Below are 26,098 nucleotides of genomic sequence, written 5' to 3'. Positions count from 1 at the left end.
CCACCCGCTGTGGCTGTTTTACACCGATGACCAAGAGGTAAATGAACACCGTCTAAACGGGGGGACGGCACGTCAGATCAACACGCAACACATAACTTCAAGGGTGATATGATGTAAAATTAATTATATTTTTATTATTTAATATATTATGTCGCCGCCGGAATAGTTTAATTTGTAAATAGGCGTCTGATTTTCCAGGATGACCGTCTCGCTGCCATTGAATTTATCGATATTGCCATAGATACCATTGAAATAATATAACTTACCGTCTTGATACTCATTAGGTCCTCGGATCGGGTATTCAAGTGTCGCTCTAGAGACATTTTTTATGACAAAAGTATAAATTTTCCTAACGGAATCGTCCGACATCAGCATGTCTAGCACCCCACCGTCATAGGTTAGGGTCCAGACAGGTTTATTTGCTTTGAGCACCAGAATAGTGCCATATAAGGTACGGTTTCCAATAATATAATTCCTGTAGATAAACTCACCTCGCCGGTGTTCTACCAGCTTCATATCACCATTGGCGGTGTTCCTGAAAATGATATTTTCAGGAAAACTATAGAGAAAATTATTCGCTTCAACTAAGAATTCAATCATCGGCTCATTTTTACTCGGTGAGAAGTTGGCGCGCTATGATAGCATCATTATCTTGGCGCAGAATTAAGGTTAATCGCTAATAAAACAACCGTGCCAAGTAACCATAGCACTGATACACATTGTTCTGATGCGTGAAATTAAAATAATTCATAAAAATTTAAATCTAGGTGAGTTGTAGCATTATTTTTTTTCAGATAAATTACTGTCAGCGCTATTATCATCTATTAGATTGTTATTTGAATAATAAACATATTAATGGTTGGAATGATTACATAGGGAGGGGGAACCAGCGCACTGACCATTTGAGTGATAACGGGGGTAGTCACATCCACTTCATCAGCGAAGTGGATGTGATGACATACGGCGATACCCGCAAGACGCCGCTTAGAAGGTTTGCCAGTTATCGTCTGTCGCAGCGGCACTTTTCTTACCGGCGTTATCCTGCGGTTTTTTCGTCACTACGGTTTTTGTTTTTTGGCCAATCTTGTCTTCAGCTAATTGGAACACGGCCACCATTTCGGTTAAATTGCGCGCCTGTTCTTCCAGCGACGCGGACGCGCTGGCTGATTCCTGTACCAAGGCGGAGTTTTGCTGCGTCACGCTGTCCATTTCCGTGACCGCCTGGCCGATTTGTTGGATGCCTTTGCTTTGTTCATCGGATGCCGAGGCTATCTCGGCCATGATATCAGTAACGTGGGTAATGGCTTTGACGATATCTTCCATGGTTTCGCCGGCATAGGTCACCTGCTTGGACCCGATATTCACCCGTTCCACCGACTCGCTGATTAAGGTTTCAATTTCTTTTGCTGCATCACCGCTGCGTTTTGCCAGATTGCGGACCTCACTGGCGACCACGGCGAATCCCCTACCTTGTTCACCGGCCCTGGCCGCTTCCACTGCGGCATTCAACGCCAGGATATTGGTCTGGAAAGCGATACTGTTGATGACACCGATAATATCGACGATCCGCCGTGAGCTGGACGCGATATTGCCCATGGTTTCCACCACGTCCTGCACGCTGTTACCACCTTTGCGGGCAGTTTGCGACGCCGTCTCGGCCAATTTACTGGCCTGATGCGCGTTGCCGGTATTTTGTTTTACCGTGGAGCTAAGCTCTTCCATACTGGCTGCGGTTTGCTCCAAGGCGGATGCCTGCTGCTCGGTGCGCGAGGCGAGGTTGCTATTGCCCAGCGAGATCTCGTTCGACCCTTGATAAATGGCATGGGCGCTGGTGCGAATGTTGGTGACTGTGCTGATCCAATTGGTTTGCATCTCCAGCAGAAAAGGAATCAGTTGACCCACGCAGTTGCGGCCTAAATCGTCGATTTTCACGCTTAGCCGTCCAGCGGCCAGCTCGCGAAAATAGAACTTCAGGGCATCAAGTGGCTTAACCAGGTACTTTGCCAAATAACGATCGGTTGCCAGCATAAGCAGGATACCGGCGATCAGTGCGGCGATCAGCGTGCGTTGACACCAACTGACCAACAGGTTAATCCGAACATTAGCCTGCTCTCTGATACTCACTATCTCGGCATTGTATTCCTTGATGGCGGCAGTGAAACCGAGGCGCAGTGGCAAATATGTGCGTTCCAGATCGCGGTCAAACGCGTCGTAACGGCCCTCTTCTATCGATTGGTAGAGCGGCAGCATGCCCTGGGTAAACAGTTGTAGGGAACTGTTATAAATTCTGTCGACCAACTCGGGACGTAACGTGCCGTGATCCATGACCTTAAACTGCTTTAGTCCTTGATCAATGCCGTCTATTTCCACTTTGGCCGCCGCCATTTCCTTGTCATAGCTGGCTTTCTCACTGATTTTAGCATCCCTGACGGCACGTTCCATGGTGGTCACCAAACGATAATAATGATCGTTGGCACCATTGATGACATCCCCATTGAGCTGATGGTTGTCACTCAACTGCAACGTCTCATTGACCTGATTGAGCGAAGACAAGGTGAATGTCGATACCGCGGCCCATAACAAAGAAAAAATAACGAGGATAAGTAATAAAATAATCCTGATTTTAGTATTTTTCAAAAAATTCATAAGGCCTTCCTGATCATTTTTCGCCTGTTGCACATCCGACTGCCTCGCCTGCGATGAGGGTGTTACATCGCCGTATTACCTTATTTGCTGTCAGTAATACCTATGAGGAGTGCCTTCTGGAAATATGTCTTGTTATACTGACATTCCAAGGTATATCGGCAAGATTTGTACAAAAATTAGAGTGGATTGATCATTTATTGCAAAAATAAGACATTACTCAAAAGAATGAAGTAAACCAAGATAATCACCATTGCTTTATGGCAAACAGCCGTGTTCATCCTGAATATCCGTCAGCAGTAAAAAAAACAGATTTTTTTATTTTAACATAGCACCATTGTCGAGCCAGGCATATAACTTACTGGAAAATAAATTAAAAAGACCATTGCGTATCACGGTCATGAAGATATTACTTATTGGGTTATTTTCAATGGCTTCTTTTTTTGATTTACTGGACAGTCAATGAACAATCTGAGGTCACCAGGTCACAGGTTGTTATTTTATGATAATCACCGACGCATTCAATCACGTAATTTTTTGGTGTTTATTATTAATTAATTAATAATTTGGATTGATATGTTAAATTCAGTTCTCGGCGGTCATCTGATGGCCCAGCAGTTTTTATCACAACGTCTGATGGATGACGAATCGGATCCTACTGCTAAAAAAAACACCTCTCGAACCGCACCAAAAAAGAAGATAGCCTATATAAGACTGTTGGACGCCGTGGTAACGCAAGCCGATCTGGCCAGTGCGCAGACGCTGTTAGCAAGAGATTATTTGACCTTAACGCTGAGCAATGCTCACGTAATGATGGCGTCAACCGTGGAACGACTGGACATGACATCATCCCAGACTCGCCGTACGTTTTTTTCGCTGTTAGCCGACTGGCTTAGTCTGGCCGAGGTGGACGAACCCACTAAAAACAAGCTCTACAACCTTGCTCTGGTGCTGATAGATGAGCATGAAACCCGGCAAAGCGGCGTTCATGTCGCGTGTGCAGCAACAGATCATGTCACGATACCTGGCGAGCTAAAAATGATTACCACTGCGGCCATAACCGTTGAAACCTATATTATTGACCAGGCTATCTACCTATTGTCCAAAACCCACCGTGACTTCTTTTCTACCCCTACCCTGCTTTATCAGTCCAACAGTGATCCTTTTCATGATCAACCAAACCATTACCTGAAAGCACAAGCCAATACATTTAGCGAACTCGCCCGGGCAAACTTAAGTCGGTTGCAACCTGGCCAGAAACTGATGATCCCATTGCACTGTATTGATATTAACCCGAGTGGCTTAAGTCCATCGAGCAGCCATATCAGCCCAGTGGTCGCGTTAAGAATTGATCAGGGTTTCAAATTTTACCTATTTGACAGCTGGGAAAGTGCCGAACGAAATGAATATAAGGAAAATCTGATTAATTCACTGATTGTGAATAACATGTATAGAGAGTTTTTTTATCATGGTATGGCGTTTCAATGGGAAAATGATTGTGCTATCCATACCTATAATTTTTTTCGGCTTTGTACGTTATCTGCAGAATACCTGTTCAGCACCGCGGATGGCACACACCTTCTTTTTCGTCAATACGTCGATAATCTAGAAAAACTCAAAGAAAAAGTCAATCATGATACCTTGGCAGCAAGCAGCCTATTGCGGATTTTTTTTACATTGGATTGTATAAAAACGGGTTACCAGGATCAGTATCACGATATTGGCGGCCTGCTGCAGATTTATGACCCACAGAACGAAAGCCCACCGGAAGAGGCGGCGGCTTCGGCCAACTGCTTTAATGACCTTTGGGACAGCCTACGCCATCACTCATGCCTAGGCTACCGGCATGGGGAGCGTCGCAGGATAATACAAACGGATTGACGCATCCTACTGCGGCAGTGACTGGCGAAATGCCGTGGCATCCTGCGCCAAGGCGTCGATGTGAGAGTTTAATATTTTCATTTTGTGTATCAGCGGGTTGCGATCAGGCGAACTGTCCATATTATTCAATTGGCTCACCAGCAGCGCATTCTGTTGGCGTAGCTTTTCCTCGCGGCGCAGGCTTAAATCTAACTGCTGTTGCAACGTCTGCTGGTCTTGCTGCCAAAGCTGATGATACCGTCCGACGCTTTGCTCCAACGCCGTCAAGGCATCGTTTATCCGGGTTTCAAACTCTTGCAACAGCATAATCGTTCCTTAAATATGATCTTGGCAACGTATGGAGAAGGTTACTCATTCCAACAATTCATTATACTCACCGTTTTTTACACTTGCCCCACCCAGGCGGATTCAGGTATTGACCGCGCGTAACACCACAAACTTCGGATTCGCCCCAAGTGTAGTGCAGTTACCAAATAGCTGTTTAATCTTATGATAATAATCCAGATGGCGATTGGCGACGATGCGTAATTCGCCCCCAATGCGCAAACACCGTTTCGCCTCACTGAACATCTCTCGGGCGATATGATCGGTAATGACCTGCTGTTGATGAAACGGCGGATTGCACAATACCGCCTGCAGGCAATTGGCGTCATAGCCCGCCAAGGCATTACCGACGTTAAACTGGCAGCGTCCCAGGTCAGCCGGACGATTACGTTGTATATTAATCTGACTTGAGGCGATTGCCATATAGGATTCGTCAACAAAATGCACGTCGGCCTGTGGATTTAACTGCAACGCGCTCAACCCCAGAACACCGTTACCGCAGCCTAAATCCACCAGCGTCCCGTTCAGTCCTGTCGGCAGATGCTGCATAAAAAATCGGGCGCCGATATCCAGCGAGCTACGGGAGAACACGTTGGCGTGGTTTTGGATCTGATACGGGGTATCTTCAAGCGGCCAGGTGCAGCTTTGATCGCGCGCCACACCAACAGGTGCAGTGGGTTGGCTGAAAATCAACCTGGCTTTCTTTTTGGCCAACGAGGTGCGGGTCGGCCCCACGATATCGCTAAAGCGCTGCAGGGTAGAATTATGGATATCCCGCACTTTGCCGGCGGCGATAATCAGCGTCCCGGGCACGGCCACCTGACGTATAGCATACAATTGGTGCTCAAGCAGCGCCAGCGTCTTGGGCAATTTGATTAACACCAGCGCCGGCGCATCGGGCAAGGGTGCCAAGCTATCAAGGAACTGGACCTGACCGCCGGTCACCGGATTTTTTTGCAGGTTATGCCGGCTGGCTAGCTGGCTAAGAAAAGAGTCGCCGATGCTAACCGGACATCGGTCTTGCAAGGCACAAGCCAGCGTACCGAAACCATCATTAAAGAGCAGCGTCGGTCCGGACTGCGGCTTGAGGGTTACGCAGTGCTGCAACAGATATTCGTCTGCTGCATCCCAAGCCTGCAAATTGTCGGCGGCAGCGTTCAGTGGGTAACGATCGAGTTCTAACCCCCCACAGACAGAATCAAAGCGGCTCATAAGCCATTCCTGAAAAATAAAATTGTGGTGTTTATCCTTTAAAATGCCGCATCAGTAAACCCCTTTTTGCGTTAACCGCATAAAACCACCGATGGGGCCGAGTATTGCCATGCAACCTACGCACCTGCCACTTGAATGATAACAGGTATAGCGTGTTAATCTTAATGCCCATCCCTTACGCCTAGGAAACTCACCCGCTATGATTCGCTTCGCTATAATAGGTACCAATTGGATCACCCGCCAATTCATTGATGCCGCGCATGAGAGTGGCAGGCTGAAGCTGACTGCCATTTATTCACGCCGGATTGAGCAAGCACAACACGTTGGCATCGACTATCCGGTCCAGCATTATTTTGATTCGCTGGAGGCGTTGGCGGCGTCAGAGGTTATTGACGCGGTCTATATTGCCAGCCCCAATGCTTTTCATTATCGGCAAGCGTTGCTATTTCTTCATCAGGGTAAACATGTGATCTGTGAAAAACCGCTGGCGTCCAATTTACGGGAGGTGGAGCAGATGATTGCCGCCGCCAAAGATAATGGGGTGGTACTGTTTGAAGCGTTCAAAACCGCCTATTTGCCCAATTTTCTGGCGTTGCGCCACGCACTGCCCCGCATAGGTAAAATCCGTAAGGTTTGGCTGAATTACTGCCAGTACTCCTCGCGCTATCCTGCGTATCTGGCGGGTGAACATCCCAATACCTTTGATCCGTCATTTTCCAACGGTTCAATCATGGATATCGGCTTTTATATGCTGGCAAGCGCAGTAGCGCTGTGGGGGGAACCCCGGTCGTTGTATGCCACGGCGTCACTGCTGGCCAGCGGTGTCGACGGCCACGGTACGGTATGCCTGAACTATGGCGACTTCGATGTCACCGTGAGCCACTCCAAGGTGAGTCAAACGGTGTTGCCTAGCGAAATTCAGGGCGAAGACGCGTCGCTGATCATTGAAAAAATGTCCGAATGCCAGCAGATCCTATTGGTGCCGCGCGGCGAAAATAAACAGGATCTGACACAACCACAGCACAGTAATACTATGCTTTATGAAGTGGAACAGTTCGCTGCGTTGGTGGAAAACGGCGCGGTGGACCACCCGGGTCTGGCACTGTCACGCAGCACGGCCAAGCTGTTGACTGAAATCCGGCGACAAACTGGCGTGGTGTTCCCGGCTGATGACGCTGACGCTCCGCCGTCAATGTAAACTGACCGTCAATACCATGCTGATGCACCCGGCTACCGGGTAACCAGACAAAGTCTGTCCAGTGTGGTAAGTGAGACCTTGCCGTAAAGCGAGCTTGGTTCATATCCTGGATCAGGAAAAACGACCTGCGTTTTACGACGTTGGCCTTTTTTTTGTCTTTATGTGAGGATTTGCTATGAATACCGTGGGTACCCCGTTGCTGTGGGGCGGGTTTGCCGTGGTGGTGGTGGCCATGCTGGCCCTTGATCTGCTATGGCAAGGCCGTGCCATGACCTTTAAACGTGCCGCCTGGTGGTCGTTGGTTTGGGTGTCGTTGTCGATGCTGTTTAACGCCATCTTTTGGTGGTATCTCTCCCTCACCCAAGGACGAGGGGTCGCGGATACTCAGGCGTTAGCATTCCTGACCGGTTATCTGATTGAAAAAGCGCTGGCGGTGGACAATGTGTTTGTTTGGCTAATGCTGTTCAACTATTTCGCCATACCGCCGCAGATGCAGCGCCGAGTGTTGGTCTATGGCGTGTTGGGCGCTATCGTCTTGCGGACCTTAATGATTTTTGGTGGCAGTTGGCTGGTGACGCAGTTTTCATGGCTACTGTATATTTTTGGCGCGTTCCTGCTGTTTACCGGTATCAAGATGGCGTTGGCGAAAGAGCAGGCGTCGAACCTGGACAATAAACCGGTGGTACGCTGGTTGCGCGGGCATTTGCGTTTGACCAGCGAACTGCATGGCGAACATTTTTTTGTTCGACAAAACGGACTGCTGTATGCCACGCCGTTGATGTTGGTGTTGATTCTGGTGGAGTTGAGCGACGTGATTTTTGCGGTCGATAGCATCCCGGCGATCTTTGCCGTCACCACCGATCCTTTTATTGTGCTGACCTCGAATCTGTTCGCCATTCTGGGGCTACGCGCCATGTTTTTTATGCTGGCCGGGGTTGCTGAGCGTTTCTCGTTGCTAAAATATGGCCTGGCGCTGATTCTGGTATTTATCGGCATCAAGATGATGATAGTGGATATTATTCATATTCCTATCGCGCTATCACTTGGCATGGTGGCCACTATTTTAGTGGGCACCTTGCTAATTAACGTCTGGGTTAACCAGCGTCGGGTGCCTTAGCGCACCTTCGCGGCTCTATTTTCTGCCACAAACGGGTCGATGCCACGCAGTTGCATACGGCGGAACCGAATAATATTGAAGCCGTTGACAATTAAAAAACTGCCTTCGATCAGCGAGCCGCCAATGGAGCCAAGCCAGATATTATGGGTCACCCAGCCGGCAGTAGAACACCACATCACGCAGCGGGTAGTCAGCCCGCTGGTGCGAAACAGCGCCCAGGTACTCATGACCGTGCCGATAATCGGCAGCAGTTCGACGGCATGTTTAACCTCTGACAGGCCCAGAGCCAGCGTGAGAGTGATAAACACAAACATGACGATAATACTGCGGGTGCGGGTGGAGATCACTGTGCGCACCGAGTTCAATACCGCGCTCGTGCCTGCGGCGTTGGCCCCCATCAAAAAGAAATGGCAGCCGATAATGAGGCTGTATAACGCCAGCTGTAATTTAAATTTGCGATCGTCACGTTTAACAAACATGGTGATGCCAACAATAAATGCCAGCCCCCCAACTGCTTGGGCAAACCAGTAAAGGCTCATGGAATGGTGGTCCTGTCTATCCGAGGAGAGTGAAAAGAAAACGGCGATTCAAATAAATGAAACGCCGTTCTTATTCTATGGAGTTATGGATACGTTTACAACGTGACACCGCTTTTAAATATAGCCAACTCGCGGAAGTCATTGACTTCGTTACGACTATGCTTGCCATCGGCGATGGCGACGATCAGATCGACGAACTGCGTTAAGACATCGTCCATTGCCACGCCATGAATCAGCTGCCCGGCGTCAAAGTCAATCCAATGCGGCTTTTTGGTGGCCAATTCGCTGTTGGTAGCAAGTTTGACCGTTGGCACAAAACCACCGTAAGGCGTACCGCGTCCGGTGCTGAACAGCACCATATGACAGCCGGCACCCGCCAGCGCACTGGTCGCCACGGCATCATTACCCGGCGCACTGACCAGGTTAAGCCCAGGCACCCGTAGCCTTTCTCCATATTTCAATACATCCATCACCTTGCTCTGTCCCGCCTTTTGCGTACAGCCCAGCGATTTTTCCTCTAGGGTGGTGATGCCGCCGGCTTTATTCCCCGGCGACGGATTCTCGTAAATCGGCTGTTGATGGGCGATGAAGTATTGTTTGAAATCATTGACCATATGAACGGTTTTTTCAAACGTCGCTTCGTCGCGACAGCGGCTCATCAGAATACGTTCAGCGCCGAACATTTCCGGCACTTCGGTTAATACCGAGGTTCCACCGTTGGCAATAACATAGTCGGAAAAACGACCCAGTAGTGGATTGGCAGTGATGCCGGACAAACCATCTGAACCCCCGCACTCCAGGCCAAACTTAAGCTCGCTGAGCTTACCCGGCTGGCGTTTATCCCCGCGCATGGCCAAATACAGTGCGCGCAAGCGTTCAAGACCGGCTTCTACCTCATCATCTTGCTGCTGACAGATCATAAAGGTGACCCGCTGCGGATCATATTCCCCAAGCGTGGTGCGAAACACATCCACCTGGTTGTTTTCACAGCCCAAGCCAATGACCAACACCGCGCCGGCATTAGGATGGCGCACCATATTTTGCAGCATGGTGCGGGTATTTTCATGATCCTGTCCCAACTGCGAACAGCCGAAGGGGTGGGTAAACAAATGAACGCCGTCGATATCCTCAGCGCCAAAGGTCTCTTTGAGAAAACGTTGCTGAATCTGCTTGGCGATACCATTGACACAGCCCACGGTAGGCAGGATCCACAGTTCATTACGGATACCCACGGCACCGTTGGCACGACGATAGATCTGGACCTCACGATCGGCCATTTGTGCCGGCAGAGTTTGGAAATCAGGCTGATACTGATATTCATCCAAATCGCTCAAATTGGTTTTGGCGTTTTGTGAATGAATATGCTCTCCAGGGGCAATATCATGCAGGGCATGGCCGATAGGCAGGCCATATTTGACGATCATTTCACCTTCACCTATGGGTGCCAGGGCAAATTTATGCCCCCGGGCGATAGGCTGAGGCAGCGTGATGGTCATCCCCCCCATGTCCACTGACTCATTGGTCTCGAGGTCTTGCAGGGCGACCGCCACATTGTCTAACGGATGAATTCTAATAATATTCATGAAGTAACCTTCTTGCTTTCAGCAATAGGCGGAAACGGCGGCTCGCATGCCTTGATCAACAATAGCGTGCAACTGCTTTTCCACCTGTTTTGCCAGACCAGGAACCAGGAGCAGATCCTGGCCCCAATGCTCGCTATCTTCTAATACGTCATTCACTAACGTGCTTAACGCAACCTCACCGTTGTCCACACCGCTCCAAAGCGATTTAAAGCGGGTGATCCATTTTTCATCATCCTGCAACGCATAGGTTTCATCAGCACGTTTACCACGATAAAACGCGATCAACGCCGCCAGCGCAAACGTCAGGCGGGCGGGAAGCTCACCGTGCTGCTCACGATACGCCAGCAATTGCGGCAGGATGCGGGTGCGAAATTTAGTCATACCATTCAAAGAAATGGACAATAACTGATGTTGTATAAAGGGGTTGCGGAAACGGCTTAATACCGCTTGGGCAAACGAGGTCAGTTCGTCATGGGGTAAATCCAGCACCGGCACGATCTCTTCGGCAATGGTTTTTTCCACAAATGCGCTAATCTGCTTGTCGTTCATGGATTCGCCAACGGTGTTCAGACCGGACAAGAATGCAATAGGCACCAATGCCGTATGAGCACCGTTGAGGATGGCGACCTTGCGTTCTTTATAAGGTTTGATGTCATCGACAATGCGTACGTTCAGCTCGACCTGGTCAAGACGCAACTCTTTCGCCAACCATTGCGGTCCCTGAATCACAAACAGGTAGAAATATTCCGCGGTATCCAGGAACGTGTCCTGATAACCCAATTCAGTTTGCAGAGCGTCCACTTCGCCACGGGGATAACCGGTAACAATGCGGTCCACCAGCGTGGAACAGAAGGTATTGTGTTCATTGAGCCAGGTGGTGAATTCAGCCGGCAGCGCCCATTCCTGTGCATAACGCAGTACCAGTTCCTGCAAAGCGTCGCCGTTATAATCAATCAGTTCGCAAGGCAGCAGTACCCAACCCTTGTCGGCAGCACCGTCAAAATGTGAGAAGCGCTCAAAAAGTAAACGTGTCAATTTAGCCGGATAACTTACCGGCGGCGTATCGGTCAGTTTGTCACCCGCATGATAGCTGATACCGGCTTCAGTGGTGTTGGAGAAGACAAAGCGGATATTGGCATCATGCGCCAAAGCCAAATATTCATCAAATTGATGATAAATGTTGATTTCACGGTTAACCGAACGGATCAAGCGAGGTTCGCGCACCGCTTCACCTTGTTCATTCAACCCGCGAATCACGGTAGTATACAGGCCGTCCTGGGTAGATAACGACGGCGGGAAATCGGTATTGATTGGACGAACGATCACGATACCGGCATCAAGGTCGGTGTGTTCATTGAGAAGGTCAAGCTGCCAGTCAATAAAAGCCCGTAAAAAATTGCCTTCGCCGAACTGAATCACGCGATCCGTATACTGGCGACCAGGAAAATTTTGACGATTTAACGTTTGCATTCGAAATATACCTTACGAAATTACCCGCCCTCGGGTGATAAAACATCTCATATACCCTTTGTCTTTCGCGTTGCAAGTAAGGTGGCGGTACGCATTCACCTTAATCACTGACTTGAGTAAGCTCAGCAGGTTTTTTCACATACCGCCTTCCTGCAGCTCGAAAGCTATAGGGTCATTCAACCATAACCGAGCAGACCGATGGCCTGCCCGCAATCATCACAATTCGATAGCGAAGTAGTTTTTCGCGTTGTCGAAACAGATGTTTTTGACCATATCGCCCAACAGATGAATATCTGCCGGTGCTTCGCCGGACTCAACCCAATGGCCCAGCATACGGCACAGGATGCGACGGAAATATTCGTGGCGAGTATAAGAAAGGAAACTGCGGCTGTCGGTTTGCATACCAACAAAGCGGCTTAACAGGCCCAGGTTGGCCAATTGCAGCATCTGACGTTCCATGCCATCTTTCTGGTCATTGAACCACCAGCCGGGACCGAACTGCATTTTGCCCGGCATGCCTTCACCCTGGAAGTTACCAATCATGGTACCGATAACTTCGTTATCTGACGGATTCAGGCAATAAAGAATGGTTTTCGGCAGGGCATTGTTTTTTGCCTGGGCGTCGAGTAGACGGGATAACGCCATGGCTACCGGCTGGTCATTAATGGAATCAAAACCGGTATCGGGACCCAGTTGCGCCAGTAAACGGCTGTTATTGCTGCGCAGCGCGCCAATATGGTATTGCTGCGTCCAGCCACGACGGGTGTATTCGCTGCCAAGGAAGATCAACACGGCAGTGCGGAACTGGGCGATTTCTTGCGGGGAAGGCAGCTTGCCGTCAAGGCGGCGGGCGAGAATGCCATCCAGAGTGCGATCATCCGCTTCACCATAAACCACCACATCCAGCGCATGATCCGACACTTTACAACCGTGGGCGGCAAAGTGGTCTAACCGTTTTTTCAGGGCGTCGCACAGTTGGCTGAAACCGGTGATCGCGGTATCGGACGCGGTTTCCAGGAGTTTCATATAATCATTAAAACCGACGGCTTCAATATTAAAGGCTTTATCCGGGCGCCAGCTCGGCAATACTTTAATATTGAATTCGGCATCGTCAGCGATGGCTTTGTGATGCACCAGCGAATCGATCGGATCATCAGTGGTGCCGGCCAGTTTCACGTTCATCTGCTTCATGATACCGCGGGCGGAGAAGTTATCCTGCGCCAACATCTCATTACCGCGATTCCAGATATCACGCGCCGTGGCGGGAGACAGCAATTTGTCGGTAATGCCAAACGGACGACGCAGTTCCAGGTGCGTCCAATGGAACAGTGGGTTACCAATAGTGTGTGGAACCGTCTGTGCCCAGGCTTCGAATTTTTCCCAATCGTCAGCGTCGCCGGTGCAAAAGCGTTCAGCTACGCCGTTAGTGCGCATGGCGCGCCATTTATAGTGATCGCCTTTCAACCAGATATCATACAAATTCTTAAAGCGGTAATCTTCCGCAATCTGTTCTGGCGGCAAATGACAATGGAAGTCGTAGATCGGCTGATCAACAGCGTATTCATGATACAAACGACGAGCGAATTCGCTATCCAATAAAAAATCTTCAGTCAAAAACTGGGACATTTCAGGCTCCTCACCTTCTACCTTATTGAGTAATGTTTCTAAAATGTTGAAAGATATTATACCAATTTGGCAGAAAATCACCGAATCCACTGGGATAGATAAACCATTTACTGCCAAAATCAACAAAAACTCAACATTTAGATGTCAGTTGCGGGCAAAAGCCCGGCTAACGGGACAGCTTATTATCCCTTAAATTAAAGATGGTTTTTGTGATGGCTCTCAACTTTTAAATCTGTATGACAAGTTATCGTAGCGCCACATTGAGCCTTGGCTCAATCTTTTTATCATCATGATCGCAATTTGGGTCATGAATTTGTTTGGCGGTCAGGTCGATAAGGGCTATCCGGCGACAATTGGTTGGGCCGGTACGTCTGAAATTGGTATACCACGTTATCACGTCGGCGGGGTTCGCGTTGGCAAGGCGCGAGTGAGCTACACGTGCTAACGGGTCGTTAAATGATGTATTTACCCGAAGGGCTTCACGCCCGTCGGCGAACTCTATATCCGTCATCCCCATTATAACTGGGTAGTGGTGATGATAGCTCATACTCATTGGGAGAAGTGGTAATGCGTAAAATCAAAGGGTTACGCTGGTATATGATCGCCCTGGTCACCGTTGGTACGGTGCTGGGTTACCTGACGCGTAATGCTATTGCAGTGGCAGCTCCGACACTTCAGGGGCAACTGCATATAACCACTCAGCAATATTCCTACATCATTGCCGCCTACTCTGCATGCTATACGATCATGCAGCCGGTAGCCGGCTATATATTGGATTTACTGGGTACAAAAGTGGGTTATGCCGTGTTTGCCATCGTTTGGGCGTTAATGTGTATGGCAACCGCGTTGGCCGGCAGTTGGGGTGGTTTGGCGATTGCCCGCGGCGCAGTGGGTATGGCGGAAGCCGCAATGATTCCCGCCGGCCTGAAAGCCAGCAGCGAATGGTTCCCGGCCAAAGAGCGTTCCATTGCCGTAGGTTATTTCAACGTTGGCTCCTCTATTGGTGCGATGCTTGCACCGCCGTTGGTGGTTTGGGCGATTCTGGTTCATAGCTGGGAATTGGCATTTGTCATCGTTGGTGCACTGAGTCTGGCCTGGGCTATTTCCTGGCTGGTGTTGTACAAACATCCCAAAAATCAGAAACACCTGGGTGATGAAGAACGCGACTATATTCTTGGTGGTCAGGAAGCACAACATCAGGTCAATAACGGCAAAAAAATGTCGGCTTGGCAGATTATTCAAAATCGTCAGTTCTGGGGCATTGCCATCCCGCGTTTCCTGGCTGAACCAGCCTGGGGGACGTTTAATGCCTGGATCCCGCTGTTTATGTTCAAGGCTTACGGCTTTAACCTGAAAGAAATCGCGATGTTTGCCTGGATGCCAATGTTGTTTGCCGACCTTGGCTGCGTGCTTGGCGGGTATATGCCTCCGTTCTTCCAACGGGTATTCGGTGTTAACTTGATCGTTTCGCGTAAATTGGTGGTGACGCTAGGTGGTTTCCTGATGATTGGCCCAGGCCTGATCGGTCTGTTTACCAGTCCTTATGTTGCCATTGGCTTATTGTGTATTGGTGGTTTTGCCCATCAGTCCCTGTCCGGTGCACTGATTACGCTGTCGTCCGACGTTTTCGGCCGTAACGAAGTGGCTACCGCCAACGGTCTGACCGGTATGGCGGCCTGGACGGCCAGTACGATGTTTGCCCTGGTGGTCGGTGCTTTGGCCGATACCCTGGGTTTCAGTCCGCTGTTCGCGGTACTGTCGGTATTTGACCTGCTGGCCGTGTTGGCGGTGTGGACCATATTGCAAAATCGTCCGGTGATCGAATTGATTGAAGGGCAAGAGCCGCTTAAACCGGCCCATAGTTAACTGCTCCGGTGCCGTCATTACGCCTCTACGGCACACTGCAGTGACAAAAACCTAAAGGGTCCCCGGCGTATGCACATAGGCATTGCCGGGGATTTTTTTTAAAAGTTCGTGTTAGGCACCATAGATTTGACATTAACTATTGGAGTCAAGGGAATATTCATTGCTAGATGAGAGGTAGCCACCTAGGCGTAACATTTAATAAGTGGTATAACAAATAAGTCAAATTTACCGAGTTGTGCATGTGTGGCACAACGGTCAATGCACTAATTCACTTACCTTTTTTAAGAGCACGTATCATGGAATTCACTGAAACCCGGCGATTGTACCAACAACTGGCTGCCGAGCTTAAACAACGTATCGAATCCGAAGTCTACCGGGTAGGTGAAAAGCTACCAGCGGAACGCTATATCGCGGAAGAGATGAATGTCAGTCGCACCGTGGTGCGCGAGGCGATCATCATGCTTGAAGTGGAAGGCTACGTTGAAGTACGCAAGGGTTCAGGTATTCACGTCATGTCCAACCAGCAAAAAAACCCGCTACAGGACAGCGGCGAATTCCAATTCACCACTGTCGGTCCCTTTGAATTGCTGCAGGCCCGTCAGCTTATTGAAAGTAATATTGCCGAATTCGCCGCCACACAGGTGACACGGCAGGATATCGTGTTACTGATGGAAATTCAGGAAAATGCCCGCTTGGAGGACCGCTTTCGCGATTCCAAATGGGATCTTAAATTTCATGTCCAGGTCGCGCTGGCAACGCAAAATACCGCCATGGCCACCATTGTCGAACAAATGTGGAGCCAACGTCTACTCAATCCCTACTGGCGCAAGTTGCACGAGCATATTGATGATAAATCCATTGAGAGCTGGTGCGAGGATCATGATCATATTTTAAAAGCGCTTATTCGCAAAGATCCCTACGCCGCAAAACTGGCCATGTGGCAACATTTGGAAAATACCAAGCAGATGCTGTTCCATGCCACCACCGACGATTTCGAGTTTAACGTTGATCGTTATATGTTTACCGAAAATCCGGTCGTGCATTTGGACAATTTGGCCAACGGCACCAAATAGTACAAATTCCCCCTGCACTCGGCCGTATTCAATCGGCCGGAACGTGAATAAATGTCATTTTTATGTCAGTCAGTGTAAAAAAACGCTCAATCCTTTATTTTAACGCAATCATCCCTTGGCTCATGCCGATAGTGGGTTATATTTCCCTGTCTCAATGAGTTCTATTTTGTTACAGTGAGAACGATTTTTTACACTTTACATGAGTAGTCGGTGATGACTTCTGGCGCGGCGCGTCTTTGTATTGCCTGCGAACGCAACGCCCGGCGCTACATTGGTGCGATATTGGCACTAGGCCGGCACTCAGCATGGCTGACCATGAGCCCAGTTTTCCCCTCGGGCGGACGTTACCCACAAATATCTTACTGCAACGCCGAAGTTTTGCTCACCCTGGGCGAAGAAGGCCCGTTCAGGAAAGCCAATGAACGTTGTCTTATGTTAGGAATGCTGAATGGACATACTAAAATCCCTGGTACATGCGCTTTGGCAACAGGATTTTGAAACCCTTGCCGACCCAACCTTGGTCTGGACCATTTATTTGGTATTGTTTGTCATACTTTTTTTGGAAAACGGATTACTGCCCGCAGCCTTTCTGCCCGGCGACAGCCTGCTGATCCTGGTGGGTGTATTGATCGCCAAAGGTACCATGAACTTCCCCATGACCTTGCTGGTGCTGACCGCTGCCGCGAGCCTGGGCTCCTGGATCAGTTACATTCAGGGTAAATGGCTGGGCAATACCCGCCTGGTGCAAAGTTGGCTGGCACATTTGCCGGCGCAGTATCATCAGCGCTCGCATCTGATGTTCCACCGCCATGGACTCTCCGCACTGTTGGTTGGCCGTTTCATCGCGTTTGTCCGTACCCTGATGCCAACGATTGCGGGTCTTTCGGGTCTGAGCAACACCCGTTTTCAGCTATTCAACTGGTTAAGCGCGTTGCTATGGGTATTGATCCTTACCACACTGGGTTTCCTGCTGGGAAAAACCTCACTGTTTAAGTATTACGAAGATGAGCTGATGTTAGGGCTCATGCTGTTACCGCTGGTATTCCTGGTCATCGGCCTGGCCGGTTCATTAATGATCCTATGGCGTAATAAGCACGCGCAGGATATGAGAAAAAGGCAGTCCAAATGACCGGTCTTCATTGCACGTTCTCTTGGCGCGCGCTGCTGTTAGTGACGGCATGTCTACTGACGCTAACCTTGCTGTTACCGGTAATGTTAAATCACGATACGTCGCTGGAAATCACCTTGGCTAACGAGCGTGGCGCCTTGCCAGATGGTTTTTATATCTATCAGAGCCTTGATGAACGAGGCATTAGGATTAAAAGTATCACGCCGGCGAAAGATAGCCTGGTGATCCTGCTGGAATCGCCGGAACAAGCATTGGCGGCACAAAACGCGCTGCGAGATCTGCTGCCGGCAGACTACGCTATTTCGCAACGTCGTCAATTTTACCGCTGGCACTGGCTGACCTATTTGCATGACGAAAACGCCCAATTGGGATGATAAACGTTTGGGGATTCGTTGCATCGAGGATGTCCTGCAACGCCCATGATTGAGGCCATACACCCGCGGGTGTCCCTGATTAAGCCTAAGAATTTACTATACCTTTTTTGCGATTCGCCCCGCCCTGAACTACTCTTATTATCTGAATCGAGAATAATGTCCAATCGTAAACATCGAAGGAGTAATAAAAATGGCTAAAGATACCACCGCTGAGCATTTGCGCGCCGAATTGAAGTCGTTGGCGGATACATTAGAAGAAGTGCTGCGCGGCTCCTCTCAAAAACCCAAGGCCGAATTCGACAAATTGTGCAGCAAAGCAGAACATGCCCTGAAAGAAACCCGTACCCGGATGGGTGATAGCGGTGAGCGTATCGCAGAGCAGACTAAAGTGGCCGCAGAGAAAACCGATGAATATGTTCACGAAAATCCATGGACCGGTATTGGCATAGGTGCAGCCGTCGGTTTTGTCCTTGGCGCACTCCTTACGCGACGTTAATAATGACGGACCAACAAAACCAGGGCCCTGGCAAGGGCATTCTCACCATAGGCCAACGCATCCTTACGCTGATTGTTGGCATGGTGGAGACCCGCATTCGGTTGGCGGTAGTAGAGCTAGAGCAAGAGAAAGCCAATATCATCCAGCTGTTGATGATGGCGGGCATAACGTTGCTGCTGGCGGCGTTTGCCCTGATGAACCTACTGGTATTGATCGTCTGGGCCATCGATCCACAGTATCGTTTGACGGCCGTTGCCACGACTACCGGGGTATTATTTCTGCTCGCGATTATCGGCGCAGTATGGACCTTAAGCAAAGCACGTAAATCGACGCTGTTAAGTGCCACCCGTGAAGAACTGCAGGCCGATCGCAACATTTTGGAAAAAGTGCAGCACGACATTCACGAAGAGGAAAAAACGCGCAAAAAAGAACAGGAAAGGGAGTGAAAATGAGCCATCAACATCCACGGATTGCCAAAGCTCAGTTATTACGCAAAATTCAACAACAGCGCTTGGATTTGGCGGCGGAAAAACAGCAGTGGTTTATGGCCACTGCTGGCTATGACCGCAGTTGGAATATGCTGGTAAACTTGCGTAAGTACCTGATTGCCGGCTCCAGCTTGTTCGCACTTTACACCGTCAGACATCCCAGTCGTTTGGTGCGCTGGACCAAAAGAGCATTAGGCCTGCTCGGTACCATCAGACTTATCCGTTCGACCCTGCTATCGCGTTAACTCAATTGCCCCTTACCCACTGATGACAATATCCACGCCTTGCCGCCTGATATTGTCCAGGTCTTGCGGATCAGCCCCAGGGTCAGTGATGAGCCGTTGGACCTGTGCCCAGGGGCAGACGCGGAAGCTGGCAAAAGAAGCCAGTTTAGTATGATCCGCCATGACGGTGACTCGATTCGCCGCAGCAATAAACGCGCGATTCATCGCGGCATCCTCGTTATCACGCATGTAGATACCGGTGGGCGAAACGGCATGTACCCCCAGAAAAACTTCACGGATTTGGATGTGGGGAAACCGATCCCTCTCAGGACGCTCAATGGTGGCCTGTTTATGGCTGTCGAGCCGACCTGACAGGACATAGACATGTGCATGTAGGCTTTGTCCTAGCGCCGCCGCCACCGTCAGGCCATTGGTGATCACGTTCAAATCCTGATGCCCGCGCAATGCCTGCGACAACGCGTGGGCGGTGGTGCCAGCATTGATCAGGATACTGTCGCCATCGGATATAAACTGCGCGGCGCACTCGGCAATAGCGGCCTTTTCCTGCGACTGTTGATCGTGCCGCTCGGCATAACTGTACATTTCGTAGCGCGCGCTACCTTCGGCGATAACCTCCTGCGTCGCCACCGCGCCACCGCGAGTACGTTCCAACAGGCCCCGCTCCCCCAATTCCAATAAATCGCGTCTGATGGTAATGGGCGAGGTGGCGAATTCCCGTGCCAGATCGCGCACAGTGACCAAACTGGTTTGCTGCATCAACGCAAGAATGCGCTGATGACGTTCTATTTTGAGCATAAGGCCTACGGTTCGCTCCGAAACAATGGGTGAGGTGGCTTACTATGACCTAGCGGCAATAGAAAATATAGCCACGATTAACTACGCGAATTATAGCCATATCGAACAATATTGCTCGCACAAAACAATCATAAAAGAACAAAAATATCCAATAAAGATCATTAACGTTCTAAAAAGTGTCACATTTGATCATTATAGTGGCCGCCATGGCCCATAATGACGTTTATACTATGATTGTTTTCGATCTGGATGGCACGCTGCTTGATACATGGCCCGGGTTACTCGCTGCGGTTCGCAGCGTACTTCGCTCCGATTCCCCTGAGCTTGATCCTGGCGCGTTACGGCTGCAAATGAGTTTTGGTATCGGCGCGGTGCTAAATCAGGCAGTGCGGCAGATGGGACTTGATGACGATAATGCGTCTGGCGTCAGGATACGCATTCTTGATGCCTATCTACATCAGTGGTTGTGTACGGCGAAACCTTATGCCGGTACACAGGCGATGCTGCACTCGCTGCTGTCGGCCGGATATACGCTGGGCGTGTGTACCAATCGCGACCGGGGTACGACAGAGGCACTATTAGCGCATTTGGGCTGGTCAGCTCTCTTTTCCGGGATTATTTGCCTGGACGAATGCGCCAATGCCAAGCCCCACCCCGAGCCCCTGCTGACACTGTTATCCCACTGTCATTGTTCGCCCAGTCACGCCCTTTTTGTCGGCGACTCCCTAGTCGATGCACAATGTGCAGCCAGGGCCCAGGTGTCTTTCGCCGCACATCTTCAAGGGTATCATTCACACCCCAACGACCTGTTTCCCTGTGCTTTAGCCTTTAGTCATGCCAGCGAATTAGCCACATGGGTCATTCGCCAGGGCAGTTCTTTTTCACCGGGGGAAACCTCACATGGCTGATATCAAACTTGAGCACATTAGCAAGACCTACGACGATACAGCGGTACTCACCGACCTGTCTTTGACCATTCGCGAGGGTGAATTCCTGACGCTACTGGGCGCATCAGGCTGCGGTAAATCAACGCTGCTCAGATTACTTGCCGGATTGGAATTGCCCGACACCGGGACCCTGCGTAAAGGCGACGTGGATATGCTGAGTCTTTCACCGGGTGAACGCGACTGCGCCATGGTGTTTCAGTCTTATGCCCTCTATCCGCATATGACCGTTGGCGACAACATTTGTACGCCGCTTTATATGCGGATGTTGCGCTGCTGGCAACGGTTGCCGGGCATGCGCTGGCTCAGTCCCCATGCCCGTAGGCAAATCAAATTGGCCCATCGGCAAGGGCATCGTGTGGCGCAAACCCTCGGTATCGACACACTTTGGTCACGCAAACCCGCCCAGCTTTCTGGCGGTCAACGTCAGCGGGTGGCGCTAGCGCGCGCCATGGTCCGCCGCCCGACGGTGTTTTTGTTCGACGAACCCTTGTCCAACCTGGATGCGGGCCTGCGCCAGTCACTGCGCGGTGAAATCCGCCAGTTACATGATGCGTTGAACGTGACCTTCGTTTATGTCACCCACGATCAACATGAAGCCATGTCCATGTCCGATCGCATCGCGGTGATGAAAGGGGGCTGTATTTTGCAATTGGGTACACCGGCTGAAATTTACGATTGTCCCCAGCATAAAGATGTCGCCGCCCTGGTCGGCACGCCCCGAATCAATTTTATTACACTAACTCGCGATGCCGACGGGCGGGCAAACTACCAGGGGCACACTATCGATAGTCTTGTCCCGGCAAACACTGCCGTCTTGGCGTTCCGCCCGCACACCGCTCGGCGACAAAACGGCCCGAATAGCCTTGGTATCACCGGACAGATCACACTGGTCGAATTCACCGGCACAGAACAGTTGGTTACGCTGAAAACGCTGACGGAGACCTCGTTAACCGCCATCGTCGATAAACAGCAACGGTGTGTGGTCGGCGACGTGATGACAATTTATGTGGCTTGCGAGGACTTGCACGGTTTCGATGCTCAGGGCGGACGCGTCGAACTGATTTATGCTGCCCGACAAGACCCGGTTGTTCCAACACCTGTATTCTCGTTATAGAAGGTTCGCTATGCGTATCAAAGCTTTGCAAACCCTACTGCTGTTAGGGCCCAGCATGTTGTTAACCCTGCTTCTGCTGGTGCTTCCTCTGGCCGTCGTCGCCTTAATGTCGCTAACCGACTGGCAATTCGGCGCTAGCACCCTGAACTGGGTTGGACTGGAAAATTATGTTTCCTTGTGGCACGACGACACGTTCCACAAGGCCTTTTTTAATACGCTGGCTTATATGGCGCTGGTGTCGCTGGGTTCCGTCGCCATTGGCCTAGGCGCAGCGTTGTTGATCGAATCGCATCACTCGTTACGGGGCCTGTATCGCACCGCGTTTTTCTTGCCGGTAGCCTCGACCTTTATTGCCATGGCGGTGGTCTGGCAGTTCCTGATGAACCCCAATATTGGCCTGATTAATCAGGTATTCACCTGGTTTGGCGCCGCCAAACACAATTGGCTTAAAGACTATGATCTGGCGCTGATATCACTCGCGGTCATTGGTATCTGGCAAATGTCGGGGCTGGCGATGGTCATGTTTCTGGCGGGTTTAAAAAGTATTCCGGTGGAGTTACGCCATGCCGGTTTATTGGATGGTATGGCGCACCCAGTCGATCGCTTGTTCCGTCTGACATTACCCATGCTAAGGCCAACGACCCTGTTTGTCGTGACCATCTGTGGCATTCGTTCACTGCAAGTCTTCGATACGGTGCAGGTTCTTACCCAAGGTGGGCCAAATAAAGCCACCGAGGTCATGCTGCATTTAATCTATACCGAAGGTTTTGGGTTCTTGAAAATGGGCTATGCCTCAAGCATGACCATGGTGTTTGTGGTGTGCATTTTTATACTGACACTATTACAACAGGCCGCTATGGCAAAAAGGAGCCGCTGTTAATGAAACAAAATCCTTTGCAAGCCGGCATACCGTGGCAAATATTTCGCCATGTCGTACTGATGGGCGGCGCGGCGGTATTTCTGCTGCCCTTCGTGTGGATGGTATCCACCTCGTTCAAACCTGCGGACGAAATTTTTACCGGCGGTTTCCATCTGCTGCCACAGCACTGGGCTGTCGTCGACAATTACACCAAAGCGCTCACCGAGGTGCCCCTGCTGCGTTTTCTGCTTAATGGCGCGATCGTCTGCGGCGCCATACTGGTATTGCAATTACTGGTCGCGCTGCCCGCGGCATATTGTTTTGCCAAAATACATTTTCGTGGCAAACGGCTGGCCTGGGCGTTGGTATTGCTGGCGCTAATGATTCCCTTCCAGGCAACCGCCATCCCGTTGTTCATCATGCTGTATCACGTTCATCTTCTCGATACCACCGTCGCGCTGATTATTCCATTTATCGTCTCTGCATTTGGTATTTTCCTGCTGCGCCAATCCATTATGGGCGTACCTGATGATTTGATTTACGCCGCGCGTCTTGACGGCATGGGCGAGGTTGAACTGTTATGGCGGGTTATCATGCCCGCCTCCCTGCCAGCGATGATCGCGTTTGCTATTTTTTCGGTGGTCTGGCACTGGAATGACTACTTCTGGCCATTGTTGGTGATCAATACCACCGACCTTGCTACACCGCCGCTGGGCACATTATTTTTTATGAACCAGGAAGCCGGTACGGATTTTGGTCCACTCATGGCCGGCACCGTGATTATTACATTGCCCTTACTGCTGTTTTTCCTGAGCGCCCAAAAGCGCTTTATCGAAGGTGTCACTCTCTCAGGCCTTAAAGGTTGAAAAGCGAATGATGAAACAAAAATTTTTCTACGGATTGATAGCCGGGTTGGCACTGACCGGCAATGTCGCCCATGCGGCCAATATCGAGTTGGTAGTGGATTACGTTTACCCGGCCATGTTTAACCAGGTCCAAACGGACATCGCCCAGCGTTTTCATGAAAAATACCCGGCTTATTCGGTCAGGTTTCGGGCGCCTACTACAGAATATGAAGCCGCAGCCCAGCAAGCGTTACGTCAGGCCGTGACACACCAGCTACCCGACGTCTCCTTTCAGGGGTTGAACCGTCAACGTTTGTTCGTCGATCGGCACATTGCGGTAGACCTGACGCCCTTCATTCAGCGTGAGCATAATTGGACACAACAAGGTTATAGCCCATCACTGATGTCGTTAGGCCAGATCAATGGCCAACAGGTGGGTATCGGTTTTGCGCTGTCAACGCCGGTGGTCTACTACAACATGGATTTACTTGGCAAAGCCGGTATCCAAGCCGATAACCTGCCCAAGACCTGGGATCAGATCATTGCTGCAGCCGACCGTTCCAGGCAGTCCAATCCCGGTACCCAAGGCCTGTATTACGACTGGAGCGTCACCGGTAACTGGTTATGGCAGGCCATGGTGTTTTCCAAAGGGGGTCGGATGCTCGATGACACTGAGAAAAAAGTGGTTTTCGGCGACAGTATTGGCCAGTCAGCCATTGCCCAAATGGGAAGAATGGTTGCGCACGGTACGATGCAAAACCTCTCTTATAGCGATGCAGCACAATTGTTTGTGAGTGGCAAGCTGGCGGTGTTGTCCTCCACTACCGCACGTTTGTCAGGGTTTGAGAAACAGATCGGCGAGCGTTTCAAGCTGGTTACCGGGCCGTTCCCGCTGTATGGCGATCACGCCCGGGTTCCGGCGGGCGGTAACGTGGCGATGATGTTTACCCACGATCCACAACGGCAGAAGGCCGCGTGGGCATTCATTAAATTTGCCACCGGCCCGGTGGGGGGAACCATTATGACCAAGGGCACCGGTTATTTCCCCGCCAATACCCTACCCATAGAAGAACCCGGTCAGCTCAAAGGATTCTATGACGTCCATCCAAACCAATACACGGCGGTCAAGCAATTGCCCGTAGTCACCGGTTGGTATGCTTTCCCCGGCGAAAATGGACTAAAAATTACTGATGTGATCAACGATCATCTGCAGACGGTTTTTGACAAATCAGCCGATCCGCAAACCGCATTAGCGTCAATGGTAGACGACGTGCAAAAACTTTTGGATAAATAGGAAAAACAATGAAATTTATTCACCTGACGGATACACACATCGTGGCGGGTGCCGGCGATCTCTACGGTACCAACCCCAAAACACGGCTTCAACAGGCGGTAGCACATATTTGTGCCCACCATGCTGATGCTGATGCCCTGGTCCTTACCGGCGACTTGACGCATCTGGGTCAAGAGGATGCCTATCGGCAAGTGTGTGAATGTCTGGCACCGTTGCCGATGCCCGTTTATCCCATACTGGGTAACCATGACTGCAGGAGCGTGTTTATAGCGCATTTCAAGCAGGTCCCCCGTGACGGGCATGGATTTATTCAGTACACCCAAGATTTTGGCGATTATCTGGCGATTTTCCTCGACACCAACAAGCCCGGCGCACATTGGGGCGAGTTCTGTGAATTACGTGCGCAATGGCTGCGTGCGCAATTGGCCGCAACCGACCGGCCAGTATTATTGTTTATGCATCACCCGTTTTTCCCTGTGGGCATCGGCAGCATGGATACGATCGCCCTGCGTGATACCGCACCATTCTTATCCGCCATCGCCGGTTATCAAAACCAGATAAAGCATATTTTTTTCGGACATATACATCGGCCGATATTTGGTTCCATCAATGGAATGCCGTTTTCTACGCTCAGAGGGACTAACCATCAGGTCGCATTGACGCTCGATGACGATGCCACCGCGGATATTATTGCCAGCCATGAACCACCGCAATACGCGGTAGTGCTGTTAGATGAGCCGCAGATTGTGATCCACCTTGAGGATTTTTCAGACCACAACCTGCGCTTTGCTCTCACCTAGCGCCGCTGAAGGCTCAGTTTTTTTGATAATAATAGACAATTTTAATCGCTATCACCCTTATCTTTTCACAGATAAGATTCCATCCATCCAACGTGAGGGGGACACAACGCCGGAATAATTGCTGTAAATCCCTGGCGTTATCTGGCTTTCATAACGAATGTCACCGTTAAATATGAGATG

Annotated in this window: 25 protein-coding genes; 16 read left to right on the top strand and 9 right to left on the bottom strand. The window is 50.3% G+C overall.

Annotation, left to right across the window (positions count from 1 at the left end):
- Positions 1-138 precede the first annotated feature (138 nt).
- Positions 139-600 carry a DUF5680 domain-containing protein gene (locus SJI19_RS07575; RefSeq protein WP_323477651.1) on the bottom strand — a complete coding sequence of 154 codons (462 nt, stop codon included), beginning with the start codon at positions 598-600 and terminating at the stop codon, positions 139-141.
- Between the two features lie 384 nt (positions 601-984).
- The gene (locus SJI19_RS07570) at positions 985-2,646 is read right to left on the bottom strand and encodes a methyl-accepting chemotaxis protein (protein WP_323477650.1); all 1,662 of its coding nucleotides are present in this window, start codon (positions 2,644-2,646) and stop codon (positions 985-987) included.
- A gap of 573 nt (positions 2,647-3,219) precedes the next feature.
- Between SJI19_RS07570 and SJI19_RS07565 the strand changes: the two genes are divergently transcribed.
- A complete protein-coding gene (locus SJI19_RS07565; RefSeq protein WP_323477649.1) occupies positions 3,220-4,524 on the top strand; it encodes a hypothetical protein in 1,305 nt (434 codons plus the stop codon).
- Positions 4,525-4,530: 6 nt separating this feature from the next.
- On the opposite strand, the gene SJI19_RS07560 is transcribed toward SJI19_RS07565, so the two are convergent.
- Both SJI19_RS07560 and rlmG read right to left on the bottom strand, forming a co-directional pair.
- On the bottom strand, positions 4,531-4,830 hold the full coding sequence (locus tag SJI19_RS07560; protein ID WP_323477648.1) for a hypothetical protein: 300 nt from the start codon (positions 4,828-4,830) through the stop codon (positions 4,531-4,533).
- A 102-nt stretch (positions 4,831-4,932) separates the two neighbouring features.
- Positions 4,933-6,060 (bottom strand): 23S rRNA (guanine(1835)-N(2))-methyltransferase RlmG, encoded by a 1,128-nt coding sequence (gene rlmG / locus SJI19_RS07555; protein WP_323477647.1) that lies wholly within the window; start codon positions 6,058-6,060, stop codon positions 4,933-4,935.
- 199 nt (positions 6,061-6,259) lie between these two features.
- Between rlmG and SJI19_RS07550 the strand changes: the two genes are divergently transcribed.
- Positions 6,260-7,258 (top strand): Gfo/Idh/MocA family oxidoreductase, encoded by a 999-nt coding sequence (locus SJI19_RS07550; protein WP_323477646.1) that lies wholly within the window; start codon positions 6,260-6,262, stop codon positions 7,256-7,258.
- Between the two features lie 175 nt (positions 7,259-7,433).
- Positions 7,434-8,375 (top strand): TerC family protein, encoded by a 942-nt coding sequence (locus SJI19_RS07545; protein ID WP_323477645.1) that lies wholly within the window; start codon positions 7,434-7,436, stop codon positions 8,373-8,375.
- On the opposite strand, the gene SJI19_RS07540 is transcribed toward SJI19_RS07545, so the two are convergent.
- The 4 genes from SJI19_RS07540 to uxaC form a co-directional block, all read right to left on the bottom strand.
- A complete protein-coding gene (locus SJI19_RS07540) occupies positions 8,372-8,914 on the bottom strand; it encodes a YgjV family protein (RefSeq protein ID WP_323477644.1) in 543 nt (180 codons plus the stop codon). The genes SJI19_RS07545 and SJI19_RS07540 overlap by 4 nt on opposite strands.
- 95 nt (positions 8,915-9,009) lie before the next feature.
- Complete coding sequence (locus tag SJI19_RS07535) at positions 9,010-10,497, bottom strand: altronate dehydratase family protein (RefSeq protein ID WP_323477643.1); 1,488 nt, start codon at positions 10,495-10,497, stop codon at positions 9,010-9,012.
- An 18-nt stretch (positions 10,498-10,515) separates the two neighbouring features.
- Positions 10,516-11,967 carry a tagaturonate reductase gene (locus SJI19_RS07530; protein WP_323477642.1) on the bottom strand — a complete coding sequence of 484 codons (1,452 nt, stop codon included), beginning with the start codon at positions 11,965-11,967 and terminating at the stop codon, positions 10,516-10,518.
- A 216-nt stretch (positions 11,968-12,183) separates the two neighbouring features.
- On the bottom strand, positions 12,184-13,593 hold the full coding sequence (uxaC, locus tag SJI19_RS07525; protein WP_323477641.1) for a glucuronate isomerase: 1,410 nt from the start codon (positions 13,591-13,593) through the stop codon (positions 12,184-12,186).
- Between the two features lie 567 nt (positions 13,594-14,160).
- Between uxaC and SJI19_RS07520 the strand changes: the two genes are divergently transcribed.
- From SJI19_RS07520 to SJI19_RS07490, 7 genes are all read left to right on the top strand, one after another.
- Positions 14,161-15,459, top strand: coding sequence for an MFS transporter (locus SJI19_RS07520; RefSeq protein WP_323477640.1), 1,299 nt, complete (start codon positions 14,161-14,163; stop codon positions 15,457-15,459).
- A gap of 296 nt (positions 15,460-15,755) precedes the next feature.
- Positions 15,756-16,532, top strand: coding sequence for a transcriptional regulator ExuR (gene exuR, locus SJI19_RS07515; RefSeq protein ID WP_323477639.1), 777 nt, complete (start codon positions 15,756-15,758; stop codon positions 16,530-16,532).
- A gap of 448 nt (positions 16,533-16,980) precedes the next feature.
- On the top strand, positions 16,981-17,661 hold the full coding sequence (locus SJI19_RS07510; RefSeq protein ID WP_323477638.1) for a DedA family protein: 681 nt from the start codon (positions 16,981-16,983) through the stop codon (positions 17,659-17,661).
- Positions 17,658-18,035: an EnvZ/OmpR regulon moderator MzrA gene (mzrA, locus tag SJI19_RS07505; protein WP_323477637.1), complete on the top strand. Its 378-nt coding sequence runs from the start codon at positions 17,658-17,660 to the stop codon at positions 18,033-18,035. The genes SJI19_RS07510 and mzrA overlap by 4 nt, the downstream gene beginning before the upstream one ends.
- 190 nt (positions 18,036-18,225) lie before the next feature.
- A complete protein-coding gene (locus tag SJI19_RS07500) occupies positions 18,226-18,531 on the top strand; it encodes a YqjD family protein (RefSeq protein ID WP_323477636.1) in 306 nt (101 codons plus the stop codon).
- Positions 18,532-18,533: 2 nt separating this feature from the next.
- Positions 18,534-18,977, top strand: coding sequence for a phage holin family protein (locus SJI19_RS07495; protein WP_323477635.1), 444 nt, complete (start codon positions 18,534-18,536; stop codon positions 18,975-18,977).
- Positions 18,978-18,979: 2 nt separating this feature from the next.
- Positions 18,980-19,264 carry a YqjK-like family protein gene (locus SJI19_RS07490; protein ID WP_323477634.1) on the top strand — a complete coding sequence of 95 codons (285 nt, stop codon included), beginning with the start codon at positions 18,980-18,982 and terminating at the stop codon, positions 19,262-19,264.
- A 12-nt stretch (positions 19,265-19,276) separates the two neighbouring features.
- Here the strand turns inward: SJI19_RS07490 and SJI19_RS07485 are convergent, their stop codons facing one another.
- A complete protein-coding gene (locus SJI19_RS07485) occupies positions 19,277-20,059 on the bottom strand; it encodes a DeoR/GlpR family DNA-binding transcription regulator (protein ID WP_323477633.1) in 783 nt (260 codons plus the stop codon).
- Positions 20,060-20,265: 206 nt separating this feature from the next.
- Between SJI19_RS07485 and SJI19_RS07480 the strand changes: the two genes are divergently transcribed.
- The 6 genes from SJI19_RS07480 to SJI19_RS07455 are packed head-to-tail and all read left to right on the top strand — an operon-like array spanning position 20,266 to position 25,918.
- Positions 20,266-20,967 carry an HAD-IA family hydrolase gene (locus tag SJI19_RS07480; protein WP_323477632.1) on the top strand — a complete coding sequence of 234 codons (702 nt, stop codon included), beginning with the start codon at positions 20,266-20,268 and terminating at the stop codon, positions 20,965-20,967.
- Positions 20,960-22,120, top strand: coding sequence for an ABC transporter ATP-binding protein (locus SJI19_RS07475; protein ID WP_323477631.1), 1,161 nt, complete (start codon positions 20,960-20,962; stop codon positions 22,118-22,120). The genes SJI19_RS07480 and SJI19_RS07475 overlap by 8 nt, the downstream gene beginning before the upstream one ends.
- A 10-nt stretch (positions 22,121-22,130) precedes the next feature.
- On the top strand, positions 22,131-23,000 hold the full coding sequence (locus tag SJI19_RS07470; RefSeq protein ID WP_323477630.1) for a sugar ABC transporter permease: 870 nt from the start codon (positions 22,131-22,133) through the stop codon (positions 22,998-23,000).
- Complete coding sequence (locus SJI19_RS07465) at positions 23,000-23,845, top strand: carbohydrate ABC transporter permease (RefSeq protein ID WP_323477629.1); 846 nt, start codon at positions 23,000-23,002, stop codon at positions 23,843-23,845. Before SJI19_RS07470 ends, SJI19_RS07465 begins: the two co-directional genes overlap by 1 nt.
- A 7-nt stretch (positions 23,846-23,852) precedes the next feature.
- A complete protein-coding gene (locus SJI19_RS07460; RefSeq protein WP_323477628.1) occupies positions 23,853-25,118 on the top strand; it encodes an extracellular solute-binding protein in 1,266 nt (421 codons plus the stop codon).
- An 8-nt stretch (positions 25,119-25,126) separates the two neighbouring features.
- Complete coding sequence (locus tag SJI19_RS07455; protein ID WP_323477627.1) at positions 25,127-25,918, top strand: phosphodiesterase; 792 nt, start codon at positions 25,127-25,129, stop codon at positions 25,916-25,918.
- Positions 25,919-26,098: the final 180 nt, after the last annotated feature.

The organism is Acerihabitans sp. TG2 (genome assembly GCF_035013185.1).
In the GTDB taxonomy this organism is placed as follows: Bacteria; Pseudomonadota; Gammaproteobacteria; order Enterobacterales; family Enterobacteriaceae; genus Acerihabitans.
Note: the sequence above shows the minus strand (reverse complement) of the source record. Positions and strands in the feature narration are given on the sequence as shown.

Coding starts and splice junctions, on each gene's coding strand:
- SJI19_RS07575 (WP_323477651.1), bottom strand. CDS start 600: ATGATTGAATTCTTAGTTGAAGCGAATAATTTTCTCTATAGTTTTCCT.
- SJI19_RS07570 (WP_323477650.1), bottom strand. CDS start 2,646: ATGAATTTTTTGAAAAATACTAAAATCAGGATTATTTTATTACTTATC.
- SJI19_RS07565 (WP_323477649.1), top strand. CDS start 3,220: ATGTTAAATTCAGTTCTCGGCGGTCATCTGATGGCCCAGCAGTTTTTA.
- SJI19_RS07560 (WP_323477648.1), bottom strand. CDS start 4,830: ATGCTGTTGCAAGAGTTTGAAACCCGGATAAACGATGCCTTGACGGCG.
- rlmG (WP_323477647.1), bottom strand. CDS start 6,060: ATGAGCCGCTTTGATTCTGTCTGTGGGGGGTTAGAACTCGATCGTTAC.
- SJI19_RS07550 (WP_323477646.1), top strand. CDS start 6,260: ATGATTCGCTTCGCTATAATAGGTACCAATTGGATCACCCGCCAATTC.
- SJI19_RS07545 (WP_323477645.1), top strand. CDS start 7,434: ATGAATACCGTGGGTACCCCGTTGCTGTGGGGCGGGTTTGCCGTGGTG.
- SJI19_RS07540 (WP_323477644.1), bottom strand. CDS start 8,914: ATGAGCCTTTACTGGTTTGCCCAAGCAGTTGGGGGGCTGGCATTTATT.
- SJI19_RS07535 (WP_323477643.1), bottom strand. CDS start 10,497: ATGAATATTATTAGAATTCATCCGTTAGACAATGTGGCGGTCGCCCTG.
- SJI19_RS07530 (WP_323477642.1), bottom strand. CDS start 11,967: ATGCAAACGTTAAATCGTCAAAATTTTCCTGGTCGCCAGTATACGGAT.
- uxaC (WP_323477641.1), bottom strand. CDS start 13,593: ATGTCCCAGTTTTTGACTGAAGATTTTTTATTGGATAGCGAATTCGCT.
- SJI19_RS07520 (WP_323477640.1), top strand. CDS start 14,161: ATGCGTAAAATCAAAGGGTTACGCTGGTATATGATCGCCCTGGTCACC.
- exuR (WP_323477639.1), top strand. CDS start 15,756: ATGGAATTCACTGAAACCCGGCGATTGTACCAACAACTGGCTGCCGAG.
- SJI19_RS07510 (WP_323477638.1), top strand. CDS start 16,981: ATGGACATACTAAAATCCCTGGTACATGCGCTTTGGCAACAGGATTTT.
- mzrA (WP_323477637.1), top strand. CDS start 17,658: ATGACCGGTCTTCATTGCACGTTCTCTTGGCGCGCGCTGCTGTTAGTG.
- SJI19_RS07500 (WP_323477636.1), top strand. CDS start 18,226: ATGGCTAAAGATACCACCGCTGAGCATTTGCGCGCCGAATTGAAGTCG.
- SJI19_RS07495 (WP_323477635.1), top strand. CDS start 18,534: ATGACGGACCAACAAAACCAGGGCCCTGGCAAGGGCATTCTCACCATA.
- SJI19_RS07490 (WP_323477634.1), top strand. CDS start 18,980: ATGAGCCATCAACATCCACGGATTGCCAAAGCTCAGTTATTACGCAAA.
- SJI19_RS07485 (WP_323477633.1), bottom strand. CDS start 20,059: ATGCTCAAAATAGAACGTCATCAGCGCATTCTTGCGTTGATGCAGCAA.
- SJI19_RS07480 (WP_323477632.1), top strand. CDS start 20,266: ATGGCCCATAATGACGTTTATACTATGATTGTTTTCGATCTGGATGGC.
- SJI19_RS07475 (WP_323477631.1), top strand. CDS start 20,960: ATGGCTGATATCAAACTTGAGCACATTAGCAAGACCTACGACGATACA.
- SJI19_RS07470 (WP_323477630.1), top strand. CDS start 22,131: ATGCGTATCAAAGCTTTGCAAACCCTACTGCTGTTAGGGCCCAGCATG.
- SJI19_RS07465 (WP_323477629.1), top strand. CDS start 23,000: ATGAAACAAAATCCTTTGCAAGCCGGCATACCGTGGCAAATATTTCGC.
- SJI19_RS07460 (WP_323477628.1), top strand. CDS start 23,853: ATGATGAAACAAAAATTTTTCTACGGATTGATAGCCGGGTTGGCACTG.
- SJI19_RS07455 (WP_323477627.1), top strand. CDS start 25,127: ATGAAATTTATTCACCTGACGGATACACACATCGTGGCGGGTGCCGGC.